The sequence below is a fragment of the uncultured Treponema sp. genome, assembly GCF_945873775.1.
Classification (GTDB): domain Bacteria; phylum Spirochaetota; class Spirochaetia; order Treponematales; family Treponemataceae; genus Treponema_D.
Genome location: NZ_CAMCEC010000022.1, coordinates 1 through 25,239, shown reverse-complemented (window position 1 = coordinate 25,239; position 25,239 = coordinate 1). Strand labels below are relative to the sequence as shown.

Here is a 25,239-nt window from a genome sequence, read left to right as displayed (position 1 = left end):
TAAATTAATAAGTTATACTTATGAATACAAAATGGAACTGAATCAAATAAAATATTTCCTGGAAGTCGCAAAAAACGAGCACGTTACAAAAAGCGCAGAAAATCTTCATGTAGCGCAGCCTGCGCTCACGCAGTCAATTCACAAACTGGAAGAAGAACTGGAAATTCCTTTGTTCAAGCATGACGGACGGAACATAAAACTTACAACTTATGGATTGTGGCTTTACAAAAAACTTACGCCAATAATAAAAGAAATAAATGAAATTCCAGAGCAGCTAAAGACAATGGCAAATCTTGAAGATTCGACAATCCATTTAAATATTTTGGCGGCATCCACACTTATAACAAATGCGATTATCGAATACAAAAAGACAAATAAAAAAATTCATATTCAGCTGAATCAAAACGACCAGACGGACCTTTACGATATTTGCGTTACAACGAAACTTTTTTATCAGCAGAATGAAAATGAAAAAGACAGTGTCTTTGTTTGCTCTGAAAAAATTTTTCTTGCAGTTCCAAATATTCCGCGTTTTTCAAATTTAAAATCGATTTCACTTGAAGAAATAAAAAACGAAAATTTTATAGCTCTTTCAGGCTCAAAGCATTTACGAACAATTTGCGACAAATACTGCCATGAAGCTGGAATCCGCCCAAATATTATTTTTGAAAGCGATAATATTTCTGCTGTAAAAAATACAATCGGAGCAAACTTAGGAATCGGATTCTGGCCGCAATATTCCTGGGGAAAACTTGACACAAAAAAAGTTTTGCTCCTTGAAATAAGCAATCCTGTTTGCAGCCGCGATATTTTAATTTCCTACAAAAAAAACAAACTGGACTGCTCGCAAGTTGAAAAGTTTTACAAATTCTTAACAGACTATGTATCTTCAAAAGAAAAGGCAAGCCTTGAACAAATCTCTTGACCGCAACAATAATTTTTTGTTAACCTATAAATATAAATGGGTAACAAAAATCTTTCAACAAAATATTTAATCTTAAAAATTCTCCGGGAAGCAAACGCGCCTGTTTCCGGGGAAGAAGCCGCAAAGCTCGCAGGAATTTCCAGAGTTTCAGTTTGGAAAGCGATTCAGTCATTGCAGCTTTCAGGCTACGGAATTTCTTCAACTCGCGCAGGATATTTTCTTGAAAAAGATTTAAAGGACAGTTTGTTTCCTTGGGAATTCGGCGCAGAAGAAGAGCTTTTCTTTCATTTTCCAGAAACAGAATCCACGATGACAGAAGCAAGAAAAATCGCGCAGGAAAAATCTTTCAGCAAAAAAATGGAAATCATAACTGCGGACAAACAGACAAAAGGGCAGGGGCACTCAAGCCACAAATGGACAACAACAAAAGGAAGTCTCGCCTGCACGCTGATTACAAGAAGCGGAATCGCAGTGTCTTATTCACACCGAGCAACAATGGCGGCGCAAATTGCAATCGTAAAAACTTTAACTGAAATGGCAGGAAAAAAATTCTACGCAAGATGGCCAAACGACATCTGGAGCGAAAACGGGAAAGTCGGTGGCATTCTTGACGAGCTTTCTGCAACTGGAGGAAAATGCAACTGGCTCAATATAGGAATCGGAATAAATTTAACTTCATGCCCAAAAATTCCAAACACGGATTGCGCAGTAAAATTAAATGCAAAGTTTTCGCGCAAGGAATTTCTTTCTGCATTTTTAAAAGAGTTTAAATCCGCAGAAGAAAAAATGCAGCAGGAAGATTCATCTCTTGTTTGTGAATGGAACAGCCTCTGTTTTGACAATGGAAAAAAAATCCGCCTCGAATCCGATAAAAATATTTACACATTCAAAGGAATAAACGCATTTGGCTTTGCATTGCTGGAATCAAAAAATCAAAACCGCATTTTAATTCCCGGGCAAGACAGTTTTATAAAAAACAGGTAGTTTTTCTGAGCAATGGATACAACAAATAAATTTGAAAAGACCTTGACCACGGGGGGGGTAGCAACAGTATAATAAATTATTATTTTTTATAAAAAGGAAAAAGTATGAGAAAATTAAAAAATTGTCTTGGTCTTGCTGTTTTATCAATTTGCATTATTTCTTGCGCATCTACAAAAGTTTCAACAAAAAAAGTTTTTGCAGATGAAAAAGAACTTATCGCATCAGGCAATGCGTCGGATTACAAAATCGGAAAGCAGCTTTCAAAGGAAAATCTCTCTGAAAATAGCAATCAAGTTTCTGTTGAATATTCCGACACTCCAGTTCCAGCAAATGTCTACAAACTGTCTTTGGAAAATAGCAGTTACGATTTTATATTAAAGTCAATTCCGACAGGGCTTATGAGCACAAACGAAGAAAAAAAGAGCGCAATGATTCCAGAAATTCTTCTATATGATGAAAACTTTAATCTTGTTCCTAATGAAAATTTAAAAGGAAGCGCAGTTCCGCCGTCTACCTTTGAACCGTTCTTGTTCATGGTTACAACAAACTGGAACATTGCAGAAGCAGGAACTTATTATCTTGTTGTAAAAGCTGATATGTCATCTGAGCAGGGACTTAGTCTGGAAGTGTTCTATCATAACCGCGTTGCAACAACTACAGCATTGCACAAATTCCGCCGTGTTCCTTATGGAAAATATAAACTGCTGATAGAAAAAATGTAAAAAATATTTATTGTATTCTGCATAATAAACTGAACTGCTGCAAAATTTTTTGTGGCAGTTTTTTTGTTTAAAGACAAACTCCACCAATCTCCTTGACTACAAGCACACATTTCGTTAACCTAATAAAAAACTTGGGTAACGAAAAAGGTAAATTATGAAATCACAAAAATCAGGAACAAACATTATTCTTACAGCTTTATTTGCGGCTCTTATTTCCGCTTCGTGCTTTATACAAATTCCGTTGCCGGTTGGCATTCCAATTATCATTCAAGACATGATGTGCATGCTTTCCGGGATGCTGCTCGGACCAGTTTACGGAGCTTTGTCCGTTGTAATTTTTTTAATTCTCGGAAGTTTGGGGCTGCCAGTTTTTTCCGGCAAGGGCGGAATCCAGCATCTGATTTCAGGGCCAACCGGCGGATTTCTTTTTTCTTACGCAATCGGAGCTTTCGCAGGCGGACTGATTCTTGCAATTTTCCTTTCAAATAAAAAAGAGCACTCAAAAATAAAATCGCTGATTGTTATATCGCTTGCGGCAATTGCTGCGACTGTAATTATTTTTGCAGGCGGAATTCTTGGCTTCATGCGCGTAACACAAAGCGGACTTGAAAAAACTTTGGCAACAGTTTTGTTTCCGTTCATTCCGGGCAACATCATAAAAATAATTTTAATGGTTCCGCTCACTTACAAATTCCGTCCGGTAATTTTCCGCTACACACATTCATAAAAAATGAAAGCACTCGAAGTAAAAAACGTTTCAAAAATATTTCCGGACAAAACAAAAGCGCTTGAAGATATTTCGTTTTCAATTGAACAAGGGGAATTCTGTGTAATCGCAGGCTCAAACGGTTCCGGAAAAAGCGTCTTAATGTCGCTGATTGCAGGACTTGACGAGCCGACTAACGGAACAATTGACTTATTCGGAAATTCCGTGGGGCTTGTTTTTCAAGATGCCGACTCGCAGATTTTAGGCGAAACTCCAGAAGAAGATGTTTCGTTCGGTGCAAAAAATTACGGTCTGAAAAAAGATGAACTCAAGCAACGCGTTGAATCTTCGCTTGAGCAAGTTGGACTTCTTCACAAAAAAAATGCCTATGCAAGAAGTTTGTCCGGCGGAGAAAAGCGGCGGCTTGCAGTTGCTGGAATTCTTGCAATCAACAGAAACGTTATAATTTTTGACGAGCCGTTTGCAAATTTAGACTGGCCGGGCGTAAAGCAAGTCTGCATGATTCTAAAAAAATTAAAGGAAGAAAAGAAAACAATTATTGTGTTGACTCACGAGCTTGAAAAAATCCTTGCGCTTACAGACCGTTTCATAGTTTTGGACAAAGGAAAAATCAGATTTGACGGTTCACCGAATGAAGGCTTGTCGCAAAACCTTGAGCAGTGGAGCATAAGAAATCCAATCGCGCATTATTCAAGCATAAAGGATTTGGTATGGCTTTAAGTTTGTTTGCTTACAGAAAAGGAAATTCCGTTTTGCATAAAATTCCTTCAATTGCAAAACTTTCATTTCTTTTTGTTTTGTGCATTTTTACTTACAGCGGCGGAATGTCTGTTTCTTGGGAAGAACTTTTTTCCTGGAAGATTGTTATAAAAATTTTTGGATGCTTTTTTGCAAGCCTAACGCTTTTTTTTCTTTCCGGCGCAAAATGGAATTCTGTAAAGCAGCTGAAATTTGTTTTTGTAATCGGCGGATTTGTAACTTTGGTAAAACTAATTCACATTCCATTTTGGCTGGACAAAGATTCGCTTGCCTACGGAATTTTGTACACGGTCAGATTTTTTACAACATCACTTGCAGCCCAAGTTGTTTTTGAAACAACTTCACCTTTGCAAATACAAAGCGCGCTGGAACTTATTCAAAATGGAATTTCAAAAATAATTCCGCTGGTAAAAAAATGGAATCCTGCGCTCACAATTTCGCTTGCAATAAATTTCATTCCAGAAATTTTTGAAACTTGGAACAAAGTGGAGCTTGCAGTAAAAGCGCGGACGCAAAAAAATTCAAAATGGAAAATAGAAATTTTAATACAAAAATTTTCAACATTTTTTTCCTGCCTTCTTCACAATGCGGAAACAAAAAGAATGGCAGTTTTAAACAGGAGCAAAATTTCAGATGAATAATTTTTTACAAGAATTGGAAAACGCAGTTATAAACGAAAATCATAAAGTTACAAAAGAAGAAGCGATTCGGCTTTACGAAACAGAACAAGCGTCCGAACTTTTTGAAGCGGCAGACAGAATCAGAAAAAGCTGCTGCACAAACTCAAGCAGCGTTTGTTCCATTATAAATGCAAAGATGGGAAAATGCGGAGAAAACTGCAAATATTGCGCCCAGTCCGCACATTGGAAAACTTCTTGCCAAGCAACTCCTGTCATTCAGCCGCAAGAATCAATAAAGTTCTGCGAGCGTGCATTGGAAAATCACGTTTCAAGAATTTCACTTGTAACTTCCGGACGCGGACTTTCAGGAAAAGATTTTGAAATTGCAATAGAAAATTTTAAAGCAATAAAAGAAAAACTCAAAGACAAAATCAAGCTTTGCGCTTCACTTGGAATTCTTTCTTTTGAACAAATGCAGGAACTTAAGCTTGCCGGAGTTGAACGCTACCACCACAACATTGAAACCGGAAAAAATTATTTTGCAAACATCTGCACAACACATTCTTACAACGACAGAATCCAGACAATTTTAAACGCAAAAAAAGCAGGACTTGAAATTTGCAGCGGAGGAATAATCGGACTTGGAGAATCAAGAGAAGACAGAATCGACCTTGCGCTTGAGCTTCGCGGACTTGAAGTTCAGTCTGTTCCGGTAAATATTTTAACTCCGATAAAAGGAACTCCGCTTGAAAACGCTGAAAAAATTTCGCAGGAAGAAGCGTTACGGACAATTTCAGTTTTCAGATTTATAATGCCAAGCCAAACAATACGATGCGCCGCCGGAAGAAAAAATTTGGGTAACAACGGAGAAGCCGCCTTCTTAGCAGGAGCAAACGCGCTCATTTCCGGGGACTTTTTGACAACGCCCGGCTCAACAAACGATGAAGATATTTCAATGCTGAAAAAACTCGGCTACAAAATCGAAAGCTGATAAAAAAATTGGGATGCCTAATAAGTTATAAATGTCATTGTCGGTTTTGCTCTAATTGTCATTGCCGTGCTACGACACGGCAATCTATGTGTGGTAAAAAAATTCCCGTATCAAGTACGGGAATAACAGTTAGAATTTGTTGAACAATTCTATAACATTTTTAACTATTGAATATCAATTGGTTTCAGTGTGGGAAACTTGCAGAAAAATTATTCAACTGAAAGAGTTCCTTTGTGAAGAGCATCGCAATAAATGCAGCGGTATTCTTTCTTTTCCCTGTTGACAAGTTTAAATTCCTGCGGAACGTAATGCTCTGTAATTGTAATGCAACGCGGATTTTTACATTCAATCACATTTTCAATTTTTTCAGGAAGCTCCATTTTTATTTTTCTTGTTATCTTTGAATCCTGAATTACATTTACAGTTATGTTGGAATCTATAAAGCCAAGAACGCTGTAATCAATATTTATAATATTGTCGATTTTTATTATGTCTTTCTTGCCTGTTTTTTTAGACGAAGCATTCATAATCAGAGCAGTGGAAAAACTCACTTTGTCTAATCCAAGCCACTTGAAAACTTTCCAGCCAGTTCCAGCCTGAATATGATCGATTACAAGTCCGTTTTTAATTTCAGCGATATTAATCATCAGAGTACTCCTGTAAGTTTTGCAATAAGCGCCATACGTGCAAACATTCCGTATTTTACTTGCTTAAAATAAGCAGCGCGCGGATCGTCATCAACTTCTGGAGCAATTTCATTTACACGTGGAAGCGGATGAAGAACTATCATGTCCTGCTTTGCCAGCTTCATTTTTTCTTTATTCAAAATATAGCTGTCTTTAAGGCGGATATAATCCTGCTCATTAAAAAATCTTTCTTTTTGAACACGAGTCATGTAAAGAATATCAAGCTCGCCGATTACATCTTCCAGACGTTCAGCTGTTGAGAATTCTATTCCGGCAGGCTTAAGCAAATCTTCTGTTATGTATGAAGGAACTTTCAATTCTTCCGGGCTGATAAAAACAAACTTGTTATTTTTGTAGCGGCTCATTGCCTGTGTAAGGGAATGAACAGTTCTTCCGAATTTTAAATCGCCGCAAAACCCAATCGTGTGTCCTTCAAATCCACCTTGAAGCGCACGGATTGTAACAAGGTCTGTAAGTGTCTGCGTTGGATGAGAATGTCCGCCGTCGCCCGCATTGATTATAGGAACAGGACTGTATCTTGAAGCAAGCAATGCTGCGCCTTCTTTTGGAGAACGCATCGCAATAACATCAACATAGGAACTTACAACTCTTATTGTGTCCGCCAAAGTTTCGCCTTTTGTAGAAGAAGTGTAGCTCGCATCAGCAAAGCCTTCGACTGTTCCGCCTAGATGAAGCATCGCAGCTTCAAATGAAAGCCTAGTTCTTGTGCTCGGCTCAAAAAAAAGTGTCGCAAGAATTTTCCCGCGACACACATCTTGAAAAGAAGCCGGATCTACAATCATCTGTTCCGCCAAAGAACAAATTTCATCAATTTCACTGACGGTTAAATCCGCCGGTTCAATAAGATGTCTTCCTTTTAACATTCAAGCCCCCTGAAATTTTCGCTATCATATCACAAGGGGAAACTTTATGCAAATAGATTATACAGTCGTTGGCAAAACGTTTCTTATATCAAGCGAACCGTCCGAAAGCTGCGAGCTGTATTTTTTCCCACCGTAGCAAATAGTCAGTTCCTTCATAAAAACAGTTCCCTGCTCAGTGTAAAGCCGGGCATCTTCAAATTTTCCATCGCGCCATTTTATGTCCGCAAGAATATTTCCTTTAAGGCAGACTTTTGTAAGAGAACCGTTTTGCCATTCAGCCGGCAAATTTGAAAGCAATAAAATTTCCACGCGGCCGTTTTTTATTTTGCTTGAAATAATCGAATCCGCAGAACTCAAAAGGAAACTGTCAAAATTACTTGCAGTATTTTCCGCAAAACTTTCTTCTTCCGGGCATTTTATTTTCTGCATGATTGAACTGTACTTTATAAAAAACTTTTCTGAATTTTTAAAGCCAAGATACTTCATTGCCGCCAATGTGTTTTCAAAAAGCTCTTTTATAATTTTATTTTCAGAAATATTTTCCAAAGCAACATAAGCAACAGTGCCGCTTCTTGTTTCGTATCCGTTTGTAAATGCAGGACTAAGCGAAAGGAATTTTTTGTCTTCAACAGGAACAAGGTATTCCGCAAAAAAATCGCAGGCTTTCTTAAAAAGATAAAAATGGCGCTTTAAAAATTTGCGGTCAAGCGAATATTCATAGTAATCCAATGCGGCTTTTGCAATTGCGCAGGCACCAAGCGGAGAATAAGAATTTCTAAAATCTATGCCGCACGGAACAGAGTCGCCCCAAATGTCAGTTGAATTATGCAGAACAAAGCCTGGGCATCCGTACATTTTTTTTGCAGTCATTTTTCCGCGCTTGTACATTTTTTTTGCAAGCTTGAACAAAGGCAAATTTATTTTTTCCAGTCCTAAAATTCCAGAGCTGTATCTATAAAAATTTTCATCCTGCAAGCTGAAATTTTCTGCGGACATTTTGTCTGTCCAAATTCCGTTTGCCACAGAAGGAAGTGTCGCCTGTTCCTTGCAGCTTGAAATAAGCTTGTACTTTGAGTAAATCCACTCAAGAAATTTTGCGGCTTTTTTATCCTGACAAATTTCATCAACTGATTTTCCGTCAGTTTCAAGCCCTTCCAAAGAAAGAATAGAACGCTGATTCCATGCGGAAAATTCCAATGCCTGGTCAGTCTTTAAATTTTCGTAGGAAGTGCCGGAAGCAAAGCAGATTTTCTTTAATGCAATGTCCGCGCATTTAGACGCAAAAATCATCGGATTTCTAAAGTTGTTTCCGCCCTTTCTTCTAAAACGTCTTTTTCTGTACGCGCTTTCAACATCAATGTAAAGAGTAACGTCATCAGCTTTTTCTACAATCAGATTGTCTCCGTGGGTAAAAACAGTTCCGCCGGAAGCAACAGCCGTAACCATCGCCGCAAAAGGAATGCCTGAATCGCACAAAGCCACAACAGTGTCTTCTGTAAGATTGTATTTCTTCGGAAAAGATTCGCCTTCAATCTTGAGCCTAAGGAAAATGCTTTTTGGCATGGAAGCTGAAATGTGATAAACCAAAACATCGGACGAAGCAGAAGCAAAACATTCACGCGTAAAAGTTACATAGCTTCCGTTTGTTCCGTTTGAAAGATCCACCGTGCTGGGTGCCGCAGATTCAAGAGAAAAACTTGAAGAGCAGATTCCGCTTGAAAAATCAAGCTCGCGCCTATAAGAATCATAAGAAGAAAAAGTTCCCTTGTCGCCGGAGTCCGGTCCTAAAAGTCCTTGGTGCTCAGCGTCATAAAAATCAATTGAAACAATTCCTGCGCTTTTATAAGAAGCTTGGGAAACTGGAGCACCTGAAAAACATTCAAAAACTTGTTCCTGCGCCTCAAGCTCGCGTCCTTGATTCAGCAAAGCCCTTATGCCGTTTACAGCTTCCTTTGCATTTTTATTATTTCTATCTGAATAGCGGCAAGACCATACAGATTCTTCATTTAAATATATTTTTTCGTGTCCTGTTCCGCCAAAAACTGTCGCGCCGATTCTTCCGTTTCCAACAGAAATAGCTTCGTCAAAATTTTCAGCAGGATTTTTATACCAAATAGATTTCATGCAAACGATTTTAACACAGTCATAGATAAATTTCTACATTGCATTTTCTTCAAAATTGCAATAACCTAGACGCATGAATTTTATTGATTTTGAAAACGTTTCTTTTTCATATCCGCCAGTTGAAGGCGACCTTGACGAAAACGGAAAACAGATTGTTCCTTCTCCAGTTTTTGAGCATTTTTCAGGAGGATTTCCCGGAGCATTCACAAGCATAATCGGGCCGAACGGCTGCGGAAAATCAACGCTCATGCTTCTTGCCAGCGGAAGGCTCATCCCTTCACAAGGAAAAGTAAAACTTTTAGGCCAGGACATTGCAAGCCTCGATGAAGAAAAACGGAATCTTCTAGCTTCTGTAATTTATCAAAACATGGAATTTGAAAGCAACGAAAAAGTTGAAAATCTGCTTTCCTTTGTTTATAAAAACGGCGCGCTAAAGGCAAACGCAAAAGGAATTAAATCAGAAGATTTGTTCAGCGAAGTTGTGGATAAATTTGAACTTTCTTCTGTTATGAACCACGGACTTACAGAAATCAGCAAAGGAGAAAACCAGCGTGTTCTTTTGGCATTCAGCTTGCTCTACGGAAGCGCGGGAATTTTCATGGACGAGCCGCTTTTTGCAATGGAAGACCGCCAGAAAAATTCCGCGCTTGAATACTTGCGTGAATATTCAGAAGCAACAAAAACTCCGATGTTTATTTCAATGCACGAGCTTGACCTTTCACGCAAATATGCAGAAAAAGTTCTCTTAATCTGCCCGAACAAAGATATGTCTTATGGAACTCCAGAAGAAGTTATGACAAATGATGATCTTGAAAAAGCCTACGGAATTCCTGCAGCAATGCTCAAGCACAACGAAGACATGACAAGAGAATTTCTTTCGCAGCAATCCGAAGCCATGTCTCCAAAGGCAAAATAAAAATTTTAAATTTGCAGTTCTCCGTTTTTGAGAACTGCAAATTCTGTTCCGTCTTCATACTTGATAACAATAGTAGGCTCTTTTACAACTCCGTCAAAGTGAATCAAAGAAGGCGCATCTCCGTCATAATTTTCTCCGATTGCAAAATGGCAGGTTCTAAAAGCCTTTTCATCTTCAAGCATATTTCCAGTAATTCCAGCGGCAGGATTCAAGCCGATTCCAAGCTCCCCGATATTTCTTGCGTTTTTCGCATAAATTTCACCTTGTCCTTTTGGAAGCTTTCCGGAACTTTCCATAGAAACCGCATCTTTTTCCGCCTGCTGAATATCCTTTAAAAGCCGCTTTGCTTCTTCGCCGCCAGTAACTTCTGAAACAAAGCCTTTTTCAACTTTTACGCAAATCGGAGTTTTTAAAATTGAATCTCCGTCGCTGAATGTCATGCTTCCGTCAAAAACAATAGTTCCTTCGCAAGTTCCAACGACAGGACTTATAAAAGTTTCGCCGGCAGGAATGTTTCCGCCGCTTCCAGGCTTGCTGAAATCTCCGTCGTCAACCATGCCTTTTCGTCCTTTTAATCCAACAACAATGTCCGTTCCGCCAGGAGACATAACATGAACTGAAACAGCATTTTCGTATTTTTCGCAAAGTTTTTTGCAGCGTTCGCCAAGCAGTTTGTAGTCAATATTCACAGTTCTGTTGAACATATCTTCAGTAAGTCCCGGAGTCCATACCGCACGGATTGATTTTTTTTCAGAAAGCAGCCAGTCAAAAGTGTTGTCGTAAAGTTTTCCGTCCGCAGCTTTATAAGGAGAAGCAATCGCCTTTTCGTCTTTTCCAAGCTTTATTTCAGAAATTGAAAAAATTACATCCGGCTCTGATTTTATTGCGCCCACAACAGTTTCTTCTGCAAAATCCGCGGAAGTTTTTTTAGTCTGATAAATAAGCGTTGGCTTTGCGCCAGAATCAAGGGCTGCGGTAAATAAATTCTGCGCAATAACGCTTGTTTCCGGGTTTGCAATCACTAAAACTTTTTCGCCTTTTTTTATTTTGCAGACATCTTCTATCACAGTCTGCGCCGGAGTTTTTTCTTTTTTTCCAAACAAATTCATATTTTCTCCCATAAATTCCAAACGCCCAAAATTATAACGCAAAGACAAACCAAATGCTATTGCGTATTTTATTACGATTTTTCAAAGTTGAAATTTTTTTTCCATGTTAATATAATGATTTGGTATTATTTTTATTTAGAGGCATTTTATGGCTATGGTAATTCTTACATTGAACTGCGGATCTTCTTCCGCAAAATACCAAGTTTATGACTGGGACAACAAGGAAGTTCTAGCAAACGGTGTAGTTGAGCGCATTGGAATTGAAGGCTCATGTATCACACACAAGGCAAAAGGAAACAAGACAGAAATCAAAAGCGCCTGCCCTACACACAAGGAAGCAATCGAGCTTATTTTGAATACAATCACAGACAAAGAAATCGGAGTTATTCCTGATATGTCTGTAATAAAAGCAGTAGGACACAGAGTTCTTCACGGCGGAGACAAATTCACAAAATCTGTTCTTATAACTCCAGAAGTTCTTGAAACATTCCGTTCAGTTGTTGACCTTGGACCTTTGCACATGCCGGCAAATATAATGGGAATTGAAGCCGCGCAAAAAGTAATGCCAAACGTTCCGCATTGCGCTGTAATGGACACAGCATGGCATCAGACAATGCCAGAAGAAACTTTTATGTATGCAGTTCCACGTGAATGGTACACAAAGTATGCCGCACGCCGCTACGGTTTCCACGGAACATCTTTCCTTTACACTGCAAAAAGAGCAGCCGTTCTTCTCGGAAAAGAGCCAAAGGACACAAACCTTATAATCTGCCACATCGGAAATGGCTCTTCAATGTGCGCCGTAAAAAATGGACAGTGCTATGACACTTCAATGGGAATAACACCGCTTGAAGGCCTTGTAATGGGAACAAGAAGCGGAGACGTTGATCCGGCTCTTCCATTCTACATCATGCGCAAAACAGGAATGTCCGCTGACGAAATGGACAAAGCCTTGAACAAAAAATCAGGCTGTCTTGGAATCACGGAAAAATATTCTGACCGCCGCGACATTGAAATTGCCGCAGCAAACGGAGACAAACTCTGCCAGCTTTGCATTGAAATGGAAGCGTTGCGCATAAAAAAATATGTAGGCGCATACATGGCAGAACTCGGACACGTTGACGCAATAGTATTTACCGCCGGAGTTGGAGAGCGCGGACCTATCACACGCGGAAAATCCTTGAGCGGACTTGAAAACTACGGAATCAAAATCGACGCGCAGAAAAATGAATGGTCATTTACAGGAAACGCAGAAACTTGTATTTCCGCAGATGACAGCAAGACAAAGATTTTTGTAATTCCAACAGACGAAGAGCTTGTTATGACAGAAGATGCTTTTGCTCTTATGCAGGGAACTTACGATGTTCACACAAACTTCACTTACAGCTTCCAGTCGCCAGACTACGTAAACAAAGCACGTGAAGAAGGACTTAAAGGCGACCTCGTAAAACGCCCGAATATTGCAAAAGTAATCGCACGTCCTCCAAAGAAATAAACTTAAAAAGTAAAAGTTGACAAAAAAGGCTGCCATCAATGGCAACCTTTTTTATTCTAAAAATACATTTTATTCCACAACAACTTTTGCGTATTCTTCATCAAGAACATATAAAATCAGTGTTGTATTTTTCTTTACATCGTAAGGAACTGTAAAATGTTTTCCGAGATGGCAGAATTCAGCTAACGTAACAAGCTTTCCGTTCTGATCTTGAGAGTCAAGTTTTACAGGAACAGGATACGGATATTCTGGAAGCTCCGCAGAAAAAATTCCTTGCGCCGTTTTAGATTTTTCAGATACAGGTTGAACTTTTAACGTTGCCTTTACTCTTGAAAAAACTTCTACCTGATTTGAAAGATTTTCCTCGCTATAAATAATTCCGTCTACAGGACTTTTTGGATCTTCTTCAACTTCAAAATCAAAAACAACTTTATATTCTCCAAGTTTTGAAAGAAGCTGCTTTATAGAAAGACCTTCAATATTAGGAACTTCTGTCTTTGGAATTTCTGTTCCGCTGCTTACAACAAACTGAAGCTTGATTTTTTCTGAAACTGGAGTTCCGGCTTCTGGATATTGCGCAAGAATTGTTCCGGCTGGAAGCTCGCTTTTTTTATAAACTGGAGGCGGAAGCTGCACAAGAGAATCGTCTCCACTGAACAAAAGTTCCAATGTATTCAAAACTTCATCCACATTTTTTCCAGAATAATCTTCAATATAATCAATTGGAATTCCGCGGCTTACAGTCAAATTCACTCTGCGGTAGGCTTTTACAATCGCCCCGGAAACTGGATTCTGCTCAAGAATAGTTCCTTTGTCGCCAGGAAGCTCCGAATATTTAAGAAGAATTTTTGGATAAAGCTCTTTCGCCTGAAGCTCCAAAAGCGCGTCTGTAAGGCTTTTTCCTGTAACATCGGGCACAAGAACTTTTTCCGCGCCCTGAACCGACATAAAAAAAACAGCAAGACAAGAAGCCGTCATTATAATAAAAGCAAGAAGCACGGTTATAACAACAGTTTTTCCGCCGTTCCTTAAATCGTCAAGCCGGCCGTTAAATTGAACTCTCGCTTTTTGAAGAATGTCCTTGAATTTATTTTTGTTCATAGTTTACTCCAAAACAGTGCCTATAAAATTTCTGGCTCCGTTCATAAAAGATTTATAGTCCATGGCTTTTTTTGCCTGCCACTGAAGCTCTGTAGCAATCAAAACTCCGCTTCCTGTCTGAATAAGAATTCCTCTTTGTTTATTGTATTCAAGCACTGTGCCGGGAACTGCCGAAGTGTTTTTTACAATTGAAGGATCTTGAGCCGCAACTTTGCTTGCTGCCCGCGCCTTTAAAATCCTAAGCTGAAGATTTCCAGAAGTTGTAAAGCAGCCCGGCCAAGGCGTATAAGCTCTTATCTGCGCATCGATTTTTTCCGCACTGTTGTTCCAGTTTATTTTTCCGTCTTCCTTTTTAATTATAGAGCAATAAGAAGCTTTTCCTTCCTGCGGAAATGAATCCGGAAGCTTTCCTGTTTTTGCAATCTTGCGCAAAATTTGTGTTATATTCATTCCGCCGTAAAGCGCGCTGTTCTTTAAAACCTGCTCCGCTGTTTCTGTTCCAGTCAGGCGTTCTTTCTGCTGATATAAAATGTCTCCTTCATCCATGCCCAAAGCCATCTTTTGTATTGAAAAGCCGGTTTCATCATCACAATTCAAAATCGCAGCATTAACAGGTGTTGCACCCCGGTATTTTGGAAGCAAGGACGGATGAAGATTTATTCCACCGAATTTAAACAAAGAAAAAAACTTAGGGCCAAGAATATGTCCATAAGCAAAGCAGACAAAAATATCCGGCTCAAGGCTTGCGATTTGCTCGCGTTCTGCCTGCTTTATATGTTCTGGAGAAAAAATTGCGACATTGTCATTTCTTGCCCGGTTCCAAATAAGCGTGTACTGCTCAACTTCTGTAGGAATAAGCTCCTTGTGCCTTCCTTGCGCAGACGGCGGATTTGTAAGAACCCCGACAATTTTATATTCTTCTTCCGGCACTGAATTTGACATTGCGCTGTCTTTTAAAATAAGCTCCAGTGCTTTTGCCGCACAAGCCGGACTTCCGCCAAACAAAACTTTCAGCATTTATTTTCCTTTATTTGCATTTTTAGCCGCAAGTTTTGCTTCCAGGCTGCGTTTTTTTGCTTCTTTTTCTGCAAGTTTTTTCTGGGCGCGTTCTGCCTTTTTCTTAAAAAGCTCTACGGTTTTGTTTTTAAATTCCTCATCGCCTCTGTCAATGTAAAGGATTCCGTCCAAATGGTCATTTTCATGCTGAATAATTCTTGCAAGAAGTCCATCGGCATCATCAAGAACAAAACGTTTTCCATTTTCGTCAATTGCGCTGACAGAAATTTTTACAGGGCGGACAATCTTTTCAGACACGCCCGGAAGAGAAAGGCATCCTTCTTCATATTCAGAATTTTCCGCAGAAGTTTTTATAATTTCAGGATTGATAAAAACACGGCGCACATTATCATCCGAAATAACTACAAAAAATCTTTTTGAAATTCCAACTTGAGGAGCAGCAAGACCAACGCCATCCGCGCTAATCATTGTTTCAAACATTTCATTTAGGGTCGCGCGCAATTCATCGTTTATCTCATTAGATTCAACGGGAACACATTTCTGCCGTAAAACATCTTCGCCAAGTTTACATATTCGCATTTTTTTCCAGCCTTAAAGTTTTTTATTCAAGTCTTAATCTTGCCGCTTTTGCATGAGCCGCAAGTCCTTCCGCATCTCCCAAGTAGCCTGCAGATTCAGCAGATTTTCTTGCGCCGGATTTTGTATTGTCTGTGCGCAAAGTTGTAACAGTCTTTATAAATGAACGGACGCTTAATCCGCCTGTGAACCTTGCGCTTCCAGAAGTCGGCAACGTATGGTTCAGTCCAGCGGCATAATCTCCAAAAACTTCCGCGGCTCCGTGTCCAATAAAAAGCGAGCCATAATTATGAACCAGCGACTGGATTTTTTCACGTTCAAGACTGGCATCAAGCGCAAGCTCCAAATGCTCCGGAGCTTTTTTATTTGCAAGTTCTGCCGCCTGCTCAAGATTTTCAGTAACAATTATGCGGCCAAAAGTATTTATGCTTTGTTCCGCAGTCGCTTTTGTAGGCAAAGATTCAAGCTGCTTTTCAATTTCCTTGGAAACTTTTTCGGCAAGCTCCATGCTGTCTGTTGCCATTACCGGCTGAGCCACAACATCATGCTCCGCCTGCGCCAAAAGATCCGCCGCAACCCAAACAGGATTCGCAGTTTTGTCAGCAATTATAAAAACTTCTGTAGGACCTGCAACCATGTCGATTCCAACAGTTCCGTAAACAAGCCTTTTTGCTTCCGCAACATATTTATTTCCCGGACCTACAATAACATCTACGGCAGGAATTGATTCAGTTCCAAAAGCCATCGCCGCAATTGCCTGAGAACCGCCGCAAGCAAACACTTCTTTTATTCCGCAGATATAAGCCGCCGCCATTATGTTTTCATCAGCATAAGGATCGCCGCTTCCATCTGGATTTTTCCGCGGAGGAGTGCAAAGAATAATTTCATTTACACCGGCAGCAATTGCAGGAGAACTTGTCATTACAACAGTCGAAACAAGAGGAAATCTTCCTGCAGGAACATAAAGCCCAGCTTTTTCAACAGAAATATTTTTCTGGCCTGTAAAAATTCCAGGCTCAAGTTCAATCTCAAAATCATCAAAAGATTCTCTTTGCTTTTTTGCAAAACGCACAGCCAAATCTCTGGAATAGCACAGCGAATCATAAAGCTTGGGATTTTCAGACTGCATTTTTTCCGCGGCGGCTTTTAAAGTTTCCTCTGGAATTTTTAAATTATGTGGAGAAGCCAAATCAAATTTTTTGCTGTATTCGCGCAAGGCTTCATCTTTTCTTAGCTTTACATTTCTTAAAATATCACGGACTGACTCTATGGATTCTCCGAAATTCCGGCTGCAAAAAAACTCTTCTTCAACTTCATCAGCTTTCTGAATTCTTATCATTAAAATAGCCTCCTCTCCATTTTTAGCTGCTTTCCAAATACTGAATGTCAAATTCCACAGCAATTCAAAATCAAGCCTAAAAATAGGATTCAATTATACCAAAAAGACATGAACTTTACAATTAAGGCAAAATCCAAGACGCAATTTGACAGCTAGCGAAATTCGATATAGTATTTGAGTATCTCTAAAAATACTGTTTTCTGGAGCGCATGACATGGATAACAACGACTTAATTCCAGGCTTTAATGACGAAAAAGACGGAAGCCTCGAGATTTTCCTTAGCAAAATTGAAGGAGCCTCAAATTCTATCCTTGTAACGCTTAGCGGATACATCGATACATACAATTCGGCATATTTTCAGACGCAGACAGCAAAAATTATTTCAGCGGGATTTAAGAACATTGTTTTTAACTGCCAGAATTTGACCTACGTTTCTTCAACGGGAATCGGCTCGCTTACTTCAATTGAAAAAAATGCGAAATCAAACGGCGGCGAAATTGTTTTTACAGGAGTTCAGCCAAAAGTTTTTGAAGTTTTCCAGCTCTTGGGATTCAGCCAGGTTTTCAATATGAAAGAATCCGTGGAAGAAGCGGAAGAATATTTGAAAAAAGAAAAAGACGGAAATGTTTCTACTTTCCCAAAGATTTTTGAATGTCCTGTCTGCTCCAAAAAACTAAAAGCCGTAAAAAGCGGACGTTTTAGATGCTCCGACTGCAAAGCGATAATTGTTATCGACCAAAACGGAAATGTTTTTTTAGGTTAGCCCGCAAATTTTATGAATTTAGACAATATCGTTATAGTTTTATCGCGCCCGGAAGAACCTAGAAACATCGGAGCCGCTTGCAGGGCAATGGCAAACAACGGAATCCATAAACTGCGGATTGTAGGAAAAAAAGAAGAAATCGACCTGGATAAAGTCCACGTTCTTGCAATCCATGCGTCATACATTTTTGACAATGCCGAATATTTCTCTTCAATAACCGAAGCCTGCTCTGACTGTGTCTGCTCATGCGGAACAACGCGCCGGAGAGGAAAAAAACGCAAAGGCAAGCTTCTTTTGCCAGAAGAATTTGCAAAAACCGCAAACAGAATTTCAGGAACAGAAAAAAAAGGCGGAAAAATCGCAGTTGTATTTGGCAACGAAAGAACCGGACTTGACGACAATGAAATTCTTGAATGCGAAATGGGCGTTACAATTCCTTCAAGCGAAGAATTCGGTTCGCTGAATTTAAGCCACGCTGTGCAGATTATGTGCTACACTTTGTTCCGATACAATGAAAAAAACAAAATTGGATACACGCCAATAGATTCAAAAAGGCTGAAAGAAACCGTAACCACAATTGCAGACAATCTTCAGAAAATCGGATTTTTTTCTGTTACAGGACGCAAAGACATGGAAATTTTCTGGCGCGATATTTTGTCCCGCTCGGCATTAAGCGAAGGAGAGGCGCAATACATAGAAAAAATATTTGACAAAGCAGCAGGTCTTTCTAAAAAAAGATAATATCATCTGCAAAAAGAATTTCTTTTTTTGCGCTGACACAAGAACGCTCAATGCAGTTTTTAAGCTGCCTGATATTTCCCGGCCAGGAAAAATCCAAAAGTTTTTTAACCGCGCACTCAGAAAGCTTTTTTCCAAATACCGAAGCGCAAGCCTCTGCAATTTTCACTAGTTCGCCTTTGCGTTCTCTTAGCGGCGGAACATTTATAACCAGAACGCTGATTCTGTAAAAAAGCTGCTTTTTAAAAAGATTTTTTTCCACAAGCTCTGAAATTTTTGAGTCCGTTGCAAAAATAAGGCGAGCGTCAAAACCAATTTTCTTGCTGCTTCCTACTTTGCTGAATTCCCTTGAATCCAAAACTCCAAGAAATTTCCCTTGGCTTTCAAGGCTTAGCTCGCAAATTTCGTCAATAAAAAGTGTTCCGTCCGAAGCCTCTTCAAAAATTCCAGAAGTTTCTTCCGCGCCAGTAAAAGAGCCTTTTATAGAACCAAAAAGCGAGCTTTCAATTAAATTCGGATTTATTTCAGCAAGATTAAAAGAAGTAAATTTTCTGTTTTTCCTTGATGAATTTTCATGTATAAAACGGGCAGTGTGATTTTTTCCAGAGCCGCTTTCGCCAAGCAGCAAAACTGTAGAATCGCTCTTGCAGGCAATTTCAATCTGCGAATCAAATCCAAGGCACAAATTATTTTCCGCGCAAAGAAATTCTTCTGTTTTTTCAGCACAAAATAAATTTTTGCCAGATGAAGAAACTTCGTTTTTTAACTTTACCAGCTCAGAAACATATTTCAGGCAGTCGGATTCTTTAAAGCAGACAAAAACAGGACGCTCAAGTGTATTTTTGAAAAATTTAGAAATGTAGGAAGATTCGCTAGAAGAAAAGCAAGAGCCGTCTATTAAAACTGCCAAGACCAAAAAAAATTCCGGGCAGATAAAAGAAATTTCTTCCGTATGCACACAAAAGAAATCAAAGTCCCGGTCAAAAACAACTTTGCAAAAAGAAATAAATTCCTTTCTGCTTGAAACTATTAAAATTCTCTCCATTGACAAAAGCCCCTAATCCTTTTTAAAAAGTTTTGTCCAGACAAGAAGAATTATATACCACAAAAATGGAAAAATCAAAAAAATTCTAAGCGGATTTCTGATAAGCTCGCCCCAAATTTCGTGCCCTTTTTCAAAAACTTTTGGATTTACACGCTTGATTCTTTTGCTTAAAATTCCAACTGCATCCCGGTAATACATAAAAATTCCAGAAGAAAATCTGTCTTTATTCGAATAGCTCCAAAAATCTTTCTTTTTAATTCCTTCGCTCACAAGAACCAAAGACGGAGACGCTTTTGAAATCGCCTGAATAATATTTTCTTCGTCCTGCTTTTGATAATAGCCAACGCATCTTCCCACAATCTGAAGTCCGCGGAAAGTAGAACGCATATTTTTTTCCGCAGCGGCAAGAGCTTTTTTCCTTCCGCCGAAAATATAAAACGACTTGTAGCGGCTTTCAAGAATAGAAAGAATGCTTATAAACGCGTCAAACGGATTATGCCTAAAAGGAACTGTCTTGTTAAGAAATTTCGCCCCGGACAAAATGCTCTTTGAAATAGGAAGAATCAAGTCGGCATTTCTTATGCTTTCCGCATATTCGTTTTTGCGCCGGATTTTCATAAAGTCCCAGATTGTTATAAATGAAATTTGAGAAGGACCTTTTTTTTCCAAAAGCTGCAAAATCTTTTCTTCCAAATCCTGCTTAGAACACACATCCACAGGAACTCCGAGTAGCTCTATACGTTGAACCGCCATTTTATTCTCCACTTAAAACAGTCTGCAAAGCCGCAATTCCGTACAAAGAAGCAGTTTCGCATCTCAATATATTTGTATCAAAATGCACGGGAATAAATCCGCTTGCTTTCATAATGCTGATTTCCTGCACAGAAATTCCGCCTTCCGCGCCAACTGCAACTGCAATTTTCGCATTTTCTTTTTTTATAACATCGGCATTTTTTAGCGCATTATAAATGCTCTTTGTTCCATCGCTGCGCTCATAAAGAACAACTGCCTCCTTGTGTTCCGCCTTCAAATTGCTCCAAAAAGCGCAAGCCGCTTCCACCGAAACCGAAGAAAAAATTTTTGTTTCAACAGGAGAACCGCTCTGCTGCCTTGCTTCTGTTACAATTCTTTGCCAGCGTTCGTCTCCAGATTCAGATTTTTTACGCGCGGACTCAATGCTTCCTTTTTGGCAGAATTCTCCTTCCACTGGAATTATTCCGCAGACTCCGCATTCAGTTGCCTGCCTTACAATCAAATCCATTTTCGGAGGCTTTGCTTCAAACTGAAAAAGATAAATCTCGGTTTTAGGCTTTTTTAAAACAGGAGCTGCTTGCGAGGCGGAATCACTGCAAGTTAAATCTCCTGCTGCCTGAAGAATTATTTTTTTTTCGCAAGAGTCGATTTTTGCAACAGTCATCTGCTGAAGAGAACCGTCCAAAAGCCTTGCGTAAATCATGTCGCCGCATTTAACTCTTAAAACAGAATTAAGATAATGATATTTTTTTCCTTCAATGCAAATGCAGCCATCAGAGTCAAGCGGACTTTCTACAATAAATTGCCTCATTGTTCCTGCTGTTCTTTTAAGGTTTTTGTTGAAGCCATAAGCTCGGCAAAGTTTCCGCCTTTAATAACATTAATCGCCGCATTAAGCTGGCTGTCATAGTCAAGGTCGTAAAGACGTGGAGAACGGGTTCTGTCAAGCTCGTTGCGAATCATTTTTCTAAGAATGCGCTCTTCAAGCTTGTATTTTTTCTGCAAGGTTTTCGCATAAGAAGCAATTTCTGATTCTGTCATGTTCTGGTGAGAATCCACGTAATCTGCTATTGCGCCCGATTCTTCAAGAGCATGCCAATCTTCTTCCTCTTCTTTTGTGAAATCAGGATAAAGAACTTCCAAATCCGGCTTAATTCCTATTTTGTCAATATTTGTGTCGCTCGGAGAATAATATTTTGCCACTGTGATTTTGAATCCGTCGTTGTTTACAAGTCCGCGCGGAACCTGAACGCTTCCTTTTCCAAATGATTTTTCGCCTACAAGATACGCAGTTTTTGTGTCTTTTAAAGCTCCGCTCAATATTTCGCTTGCGCTGGCAGTCGCCCTGTTTATAAGAACAACAATCGGAATGCCGCGCACAACAGTTTTTCTTTTTACAGCATGATAAACCGCATTTTCATAAGCAAGACGGCTTTTTGTGGAAACTATTATGCCTTCATCAATAAATTTATCCGCAATGTCAACCGCGCTGTCCAAAAGTCCGCCGCCGTTGTTCCGCAAGTCTATAACAAGTCCGTTAAACGAAGCTTCCTTGAACGAATCCAAAGCTTCCTGAACTTTTGCGGCAGTGTTCACAGAAAATTCAGTAAGGCGCAAGTAGCCGATTTTTTCACCTTCAATCATTCCATATTTTACAGACGGATTTTGAATAACGGCGCGCACAAGAGTCCGCTCAAATTCAAGAGTATTTCTTCTGCGGATTTTTACAGTAACGCTTTCGCCGACAGTTCCGCGCAACATACTCAAAACTTCATCCATTGTAATTGTAGAAGTGTCCACGCCGTCAACTTCAATAATCAAGTCTCCTGACTGAATTCCAGCTTTTGCGCCCGGAGTATTTTCTATAGGCTCGGCAACTTCAACATAAGCAGGCTTTTCTTCCGTAGAAACAAGAGGCTTTGTTATGGAAAGTCCCACGCCGCCAAAGTTTCCAACAGTTGTGTCGGTAAGGCTTCTCCATTCAGACTGCGCCATATAAACTGAATAAGGGTCGTCCAGCGCGCCAAGCATTCCCTTTAACGCGCCTTCATACAAAACCTGCGGATCAACTTCTTCCACATAATTCTGCTGAATAAAATAATAAAGCTGATCTATAACCTTAAGAAACTGACGCTGCTTTGCTGAATCTATGTCTGAGCTTGAAGAATTAGACTGCGAAAAACACTGGGAAGCAAAAATGGAAAACAATATAAACGCTGAAAAAATCCGCGTAGCCTTTAATAATTTCTTTGCGATTTTCATTGCTCCATTTTAAGCCCTTTTAAGGCAGTGTTCAAGGGCATATTCATATTGAATAAAAAACTGCTTGGTTCAATTTTGACTTTTAGCCCAAATGTCGAGTTTTGATAAGAACAGTAGTTTTAGTGTCATTCTCGTGCTACGACACGGGAATCTGCTGTAAAATTTCAATAGATTATCGGGTCAAGCCCGATAATGACAACAAAATTCGACATTCAAAGTGCTTTTTTAAACTAACAATAGACTTTAACTAAAAGCTGATATATAATAAGAACAATATTTTTATTGCTTTAAAGATGTTTTCACTGTCGTTGCGGGTGGGCTTCGGCAGTTTTTTTGTTTTAAACTGAAAAAAGCCGGCTAGAATCTCTAGCCGGCAGTTTTAATAAAGTATCTTTTATGTCATCTTCGAGCCTGACCCGAAAATATAGCCAATTGCTTTACGAGAGATTATCGGGTCAAGCCGGATAATGACAACTCTTGTTTAATAATCCCGCTTACAGAACCAGCCAACGCTAGTTGGCGTTGCGAACAACGCGGAAGCCCCAGTATCTCTTGGAGATTTTATCCATCACCAGGTCTATATCGCCAACATCCGCGTAGAGGGGTTCGGCAAATAATATGCTCACATCTTCCTTGACCCGAGCACCATTTCTGTCAATGTACCAAACGCCGCCACGTAGACAGTCATCAAGACTCTCTCTCGGCCTCTCCTTGACTGAGCTTGTCCAGTCCTTTTCATCCAAGCACCTTTCCCAAAGCTCTCCGCACATGTCGTAAAGTCCGTAGCCGTTTGCCTTTTTACTCTTTACTTTTTCATATATAAAACACCCAACTTCGTCTATGTCGTCGCTTCCGGCATACTTGTAGCTTTCGCCGCCGCGTGCAGCCCATTCCCATTCAACATCTGTCGGCAGGCGGTAGCCGTTTGCTGTATTGTTGTAAGTTACAATCTCTACATGTCTCCAATCTTTATCTGGCGCTATTTTTCCGTCAAATAAATAGCAAGGAGTTAAGTTTTCCATATCCGAGCGCAAGTTGCAGTATAAAAGTGCCAAACGCAAGTCGACATTGATTACAGGGGCGTTTTTTACATTCTTCTCGTAAAAATAAGTACTTGGGTCAAACCCAACAACAGCCTTGAATTCTCCGCGTGTTACAGGATGGTCGCTCATGTAGAACGAGGCGATTTCATGCTTGCCTCCTAATACAGGTGCAATTGGCGTCCAGGTTTCTGTTCCGTCAATTGAAGCAGCTGGAATTTTCACAAATCCTTTTGGAATTTTCTCGCTGTAGCAAGAAACTGCAAGCCCCATTGCCGCAAGCACGGCAAAAACTTTTAATTTTTTCATTTTTTTCCTCCGAAATACAGATTATCGGGTCAAGCCCGATAATGACAAAATCGTTATGTCATTCCCGTGTCAAGCACAGCAATGGCATTTTAAACTTATTAGATAAGCTCCGTCTTCTCTTATTTCCCGCGGCGCAAGACAATTTCATTTACGCGCTTAATTTCGCCTTCCGCTTTTGCCGCAAAATCGCCATACACTGCGCTGTTCGCCATTTGCATTGCTGTAATGTACGGAATGAACTTGTCGTTGATTGCAGAAAGAAGAGGCTTTTTTAGCGATGAGGCGCTTTCTGTTTTTACCGTGGAAGCCGCATTGTATTCGTCGCTTGCCTTTACAAACGCATCCTGCGCAGAGCGGATTTGCTCCAAGATTTCCTTTATTCCGTCAAGCAAAGAAACCGCCTCTTCTTCCTTGGAAAAATCTTCCAGCAGGCTTTCAATCAGCGAAGATTCGCTTACATAGTTTGCCGTTATGATTGATTTTCTGTACTTGTCAAAAACAGTTTTGAGTTTTTGCGCCGCCTCTTTTTTTGCCGCAACTGGAAAAACTTCATATCCGTCCAAAAGTGTCGAAAGATTTTTTACAGCCTCGTCGCGCACGATGTCAGCCTCTTCAAGATTGCTTAAAACTTTATCTTTCTTGATTGCAGTTGTAATCGCAACAGAAAGCTTTTCAATCTCGTCCATCACGCTCTTCAAAAACACATCTGAAGAAACACCTTCATCCGCCTTGTAAAGACGCACAAGCGCATCGCTAAGCCCGTCAACTTCTGTTACACGAACCTTAGAAATTACTTTATTCATTCAACCTCCATTCCGACTCTCTAGCCGGCACTTTTTATTTATTACTGTCATTTTGAGCCTGCCCCGAAAATCCAGCTGTATATTCCTGTCATTTTCGGGCTTGACCCGGAAATCAGCATCAAAGGATTGCCATATCAATTACAACAATGACAGTTCACATTTACTGCAGAATTTTTCCGAAGGTACTAAACAAAGTCTCCTTGCGGAATTATTCCGAATACTCCCTAAGAAGAAAGCCTGCCCGCGGAATTTTTCCAAACGCTTCCCAAGCAAAAAGTTAGTCTTTGGAATTTTTCCGAAAGTTCCCTAACCAAAAAGTCAGCGTTCGGAATTTTTCTAAAAGCTCTCCGGGCAAAAAAGCTGCATTCGGAATTTTTCCGTTTAAACGCAAAAAGACCGTCATGCCTAAAATGTGCGCATAATATGTGCATCATTCCGACACAACGGTCTTTTGCTTGTATGTATTTTATGTAATTAGCTAAAAATAGTTCACCTAAACTGAGAACTGAGAACTGAGAACTGAGAACTGAGAACTGAGAACTGAGAACTGA

25 protein-coding genes are annotated in these 25,239 nt (G+C 39.7%); 11 read left to right on the top strand and 14 right to left on the bottom strand.

Going from position 1 to position 25,239, the window contains the following annotated elements:
• The first annotated feature begins 31 nt into the window (after positions 1–31).
• The 7 genes from Q0N70_RS10005 to bioB all read left to right on the top strand — a co-directional run bounded on the left by Q0N70_RS10005 (position 32) and on the right by bioB (position 5,728).
• A complete protein-coding gene (locus tag Q0N70_RS10005; RefSeq protein ID WP_294016325.1) occupies positions 32–925 on the top strand; it encodes a LysR family transcriptional regulator in 894 nt (297 codons plus the stop codon).
• Positions 926–961: 36 nt separating this feature from the next.
• Positions 962–1,909 (top strand): biotin--[acetyl-CoA-carboxylase] ligase, encoded by a 948-nt coding sequence (locus tag Q0N70_RS10000; protein ID WP_294016323.1) that lies wholly within the window; start codon positions 962–964, stop codon positions 1,907–1,909.
• A 104-nt stretch (positions 1,910–2,013) separates the two neighbouring features.
• A complete protein-coding gene (locus Q0N70_RS09995; protein ID WP_294016321.1) occupies positions 2,014–2,631 on the top strand; it encodes a hypothetical protein in 618 nt (205 codons plus the stop codon).
• A 154-nt stretch (positions 2,632–2,785) separates the two neighbouring features.
• Positions 2,786–3,358, top strand: coding sequence for a biotin transporter BioY (locus Q0N70_RS09990; protein ID WP_294016319.1), 573 nt, complete (start codon positions 2,786–2,788; stop codon positions 3,356–3,358).
• A gap of 3 nt (positions 3,359–3,361) precedes the next feature.
• Positions 3,362–4,078 (top strand): energy-coupling factor ABC transporter ATP-binding protein, encoded by a 717-nt coding sequence (locus tag Q0N70_RS09985; protein ID WP_294016317.1) that lies wholly within the window; start codon positions 3,362–3,364, stop codon positions 4,076–4,078.
• On the top strand, positions 4,069–4,758 hold the full coding sequence (locus tag Q0N70_RS09980) for an energy-coupling factor transporter transmembrane protein EcfT (protein ID WP_294016315.1): 690 nt from the start codon (positions 4,069–4,071) through the stop codon (positions 4,756–4,758). Before Q0N70_RS09985 ends, Q0N70_RS09980 begins: the two co-directional genes overlap by 10 nt.
• Positions 4,751–5,728 carry a biotin synthase BioB gene (gene bioB, locus Q0N70_RS09975; protein ID WP_294016313.1) on the top strand — a complete coding sequence of 326 codons (978 nt, stop codon included), beginning with the start codon at positions 4,751–4,753 and terminating at the stop codon, positions 5,726–5,728. The genes Q0N70_RS09980 and bioB overlap by 8 nt, the downstream gene beginning before the upstream one ends.
• A gap of 209 nt (positions 5,729–5,937) precedes the next feature.
• Here bioB and Q0N70_RS09970 read toward each other — a convergent pair whose 3' ends face one another.
• From Q0N70_RS09970 to Q0N70_RS09960, 3 genes are read right to left on the bottom strand one after another with little or no spacing between them, the layout of a single operon-like run.
• Positions 5,938–6,375 carry an aspartate carbamoyltransferase regulatory subunit gene (locus Q0N70_RS09970; RefSeq protein WP_294016310.1) on the bottom strand — a complete coding sequence of 146 codons (438 nt, stop codon included), beginning with the start codon at positions 6,373–6,375 and terminating at the stop codon, positions 5,938–5,940.
• Positions 6,375–7,298 carry an aspartate carbamoyltransferase gene (pyrB, locus tag Q0N70_RS09965; RefSeq protein WP_294016308.1) on the bottom strand — a complete coding sequence of 308 codons (924 nt, stop codon included), beginning with the start codon at positions 7,296–7,298 and terminating at the stop codon, positions 6,375–6,377. Before pyrB ends, Q0N70_RS09970 begins: the two co-directional genes overlap by 1 nt.
• A gap of 57 nt (positions 7,299–7,355) precedes the next feature.
• The gene (locus Q0N70_RS09960) at positions 7,356–9,422 is read right to left on the bottom strand and encodes a glycoside hydrolase family 95 protein (protein WP_294016306.1); all 2,067 of its coding nucleotides are present in this window, start codon (positions 9,420–9,422) and stop codon (positions 7,356–7,358) included.
• Positions 9,423–9,495: 73 nt separating this feature from the next.
• On the opposite strand from Q0N70_RS09960, the gene Q0N70_RS09955 reads away from it, so the two are divergent.
• On the top strand, positions 9,496–10,338 hold the full coding sequence (locus tag Q0N70_RS09955) for an ATP-binding cassette domain-containing protein (RefSeq protein ID WP_294016304.1): 843 nt from the start codon (positions 9,496–9,498) through the stop codon (positions 10,336–10,338).
• A gap of 5 nt (positions 10,339–10,343) precedes the next feature.
• On the opposite strand, the gene Q0N70_RS09950 is transcribed toward Q0N70_RS09955, so the two are convergent.
• Complete coding sequence (locus Q0N70_RS09950; protein ID WP_294016301.1) at positions 10,344–11,447, bottom strand: aminopeptidase; 1,104 nt, start codon at positions 11,445–11,447, stop codon at positions 10,344–10,346.
• 154 nt (positions 11,448–11,601) lie between these two features.
• Between Q0N70_RS09950 and Q0N70_RS09945 the strand changes: the two genes are divergently transcribed.
• Complete coding sequence (locus Q0N70_RS09945; protein ID WP_294016357.1) at positions 11,602–12,942, top strand: acetate kinase; 1,341 nt, start codon at positions 11,602–11,604, stop codon at positions 12,940–12,942.
• Between the two features lie 69 nt (positions 12,943–13,011).
• Here Q0N70_RS09945 and Q0N70_RS09940 read toward each other — a convergent pair whose 3' ends face one another.
• Genes Q0N70_RS09940 through hisD form a run of 4 tightly spaced genes read right to left on the bottom strand, consistent with a single transcriptional unit; the run spans position 13,012 to position 16,975 of the window.
• The gene (locus Q0N70_RS09940) at positions 13,012–14,043 is read right to left on the bottom strand and encodes a PASTA domain-containing protein (protein WP_294016300.1); all 1,032 of its coding nucleotides are present in this window, start codon (positions 14,041–14,043) and stop codon (positions 13,012–13,014) included.
• 3 nt (positions 14,044–14,046) lie between these two features.
• Positions 14,047–15,060, bottom strand: a complete 1,014-nt coding sequence (gene fmt / locus Q0N70_RS09935; protein WP_294016298.1) for a methionyl-tRNA formyltransferase — start codon at positions 15,058–15,060, stop codon at positions 14,047–14,049.
• Positions 15,061–15,639 (bottom strand): peptide deformylase, encoded by a 579-nt coding sequence (def, locus tag Q0N70_RS09930; protein WP_294016296.1) that lies wholly within the window; start codon positions 15,637–15,639, stop codon positions 15,061–15,063.
• A 22-nt stretch (positions 15,640–15,661) separates the two neighbouring features.
• Positions 15,662–16,975 carry a histidinol dehydrogenase gene (gene hisD, locus Q0N70_RS09925; protein WP_294016294.1) on the bottom strand — a complete coding sequence of 438 codons (1,314 nt, stop codon included), beginning with the start codon at positions 16,973–16,975 and terminating at the stop codon, positions 15,662–15,664.
• 214 nt (positions 16,976–17,189) lie between these two features.
• On the opposite strand from hisD, the gene Q0N70_RS09920 reads away from it, so the two are divergent.
• Positions 17,190–17,738 carry an STAS domain-containing protein gene (locus Q0N70_RS09920; RefSeq protein ID WP_294016292.1) on the top strand — a complete coding sequence of 183 codons (549 nt, stop codon included), beginning with the start codon at positions 17,190–17,192 and terminating at the stop codon, positions 17,736–17,738.
• 12 nt (positions 17,739–17,750) lie between these two features.
• Positions 17,751–18,479 carry an RNA methyltransferase gene (locus Q0N70_RS09915; protein ID WP_294016290.1) on the top strand — a complete coding sequence of 243 codons (729 nt, stop codon included), beginning with the start codon at positions 17,751–17,753 and terminating at the stop codon, positions 18,477–18,479.
• Here the strand turns inward: Q0N70_RS09915 and Q0N70_RS09910 are convergent.
• The 6 genes from Q0N70_RS09910 to Q0N70_RS09885 form a co-directional block, all read right to left on the bottom strand.
• Complete coding sequence (locus Q0N70_RS09910) at positions 18,466–19,521, bottom strand: sigma 54-interacting transcriptional regulator (protein ID WP_294016288.1); 1,056 nt, start codon at positions 19,519–19,521, stop codon at positions 18,466–18,468. The two genes, Q0N70_RS09915 and Q0N70_RS09910, sit on opposite strands and share 14 nt — an antisense overlap.
• A 12-nt stretch (positions 19,522–19,533) precedes the next feature.
• A complete protein-coding gene (locus tag Q0N70_RS09905; RefSeq protein WP_294016286.1) occupies positions 19,534–20,274 on the bottom strand; it encodes a WecB/TagA/CpsF family glycosyltransferase in 741 nt (246 codons plus the stop codon).
• Between the two features lies 1 nt (position 20,275).
• Positions 20,276–21,085, bottom strand: coding sequence for a 16S rRNA (uracil(1498)-N(3))-methyltransferase (locus Q0N70_RS09900; protein ID WP_294016284.1), 810 nt, complete (start codon positions 21,083–21,085; stop codon positions 20,276–20,278).
• Positions 21,082–22,536, bottom strand: coding sequence for a S41 family peptidase (locus Q0N70_RS09895; RefSeq protein ID WP_294016282.1), 1,455 nt, complete (start codon positions 22,534–22,536; stop codon positions 21,082–21,084). The genes Q0N70_RS09900 and Q0N70_RS09895 overlap by 4 nt, the downstream gene beginning before the upstream one ends.
• 512 nt (positions 22,537–23,048) lie before the next feature.
• Positions 23,049–23,885: an SUMF1/EgtB/PvdO family nonheme iron enzyme gene (locus Q0N70_RS09890; RefSeq protein ID WP_294016280.1), complete on the bottom strand. Its 837-nt coding sequence runs from the start codon at positions 23,883–23,885 to the stop codon at positions 23,049–23,051.
• A 119-nt stretch (positions 23,886–24,004) separates the two neighbouring features.
• Positions 24,005–24,688 (bottom strand): DUF6261 family protein, encoded by a 684-nt coding sequence (locus Q0N70_RS09885; protein WP_294016278.1) that lies wholly within the window; start codon positions 24,686–24,688, stop codon positions 24,005–24,007.
• Positions 24,689–25,239 lie beyond the last annotated feature (551 nt).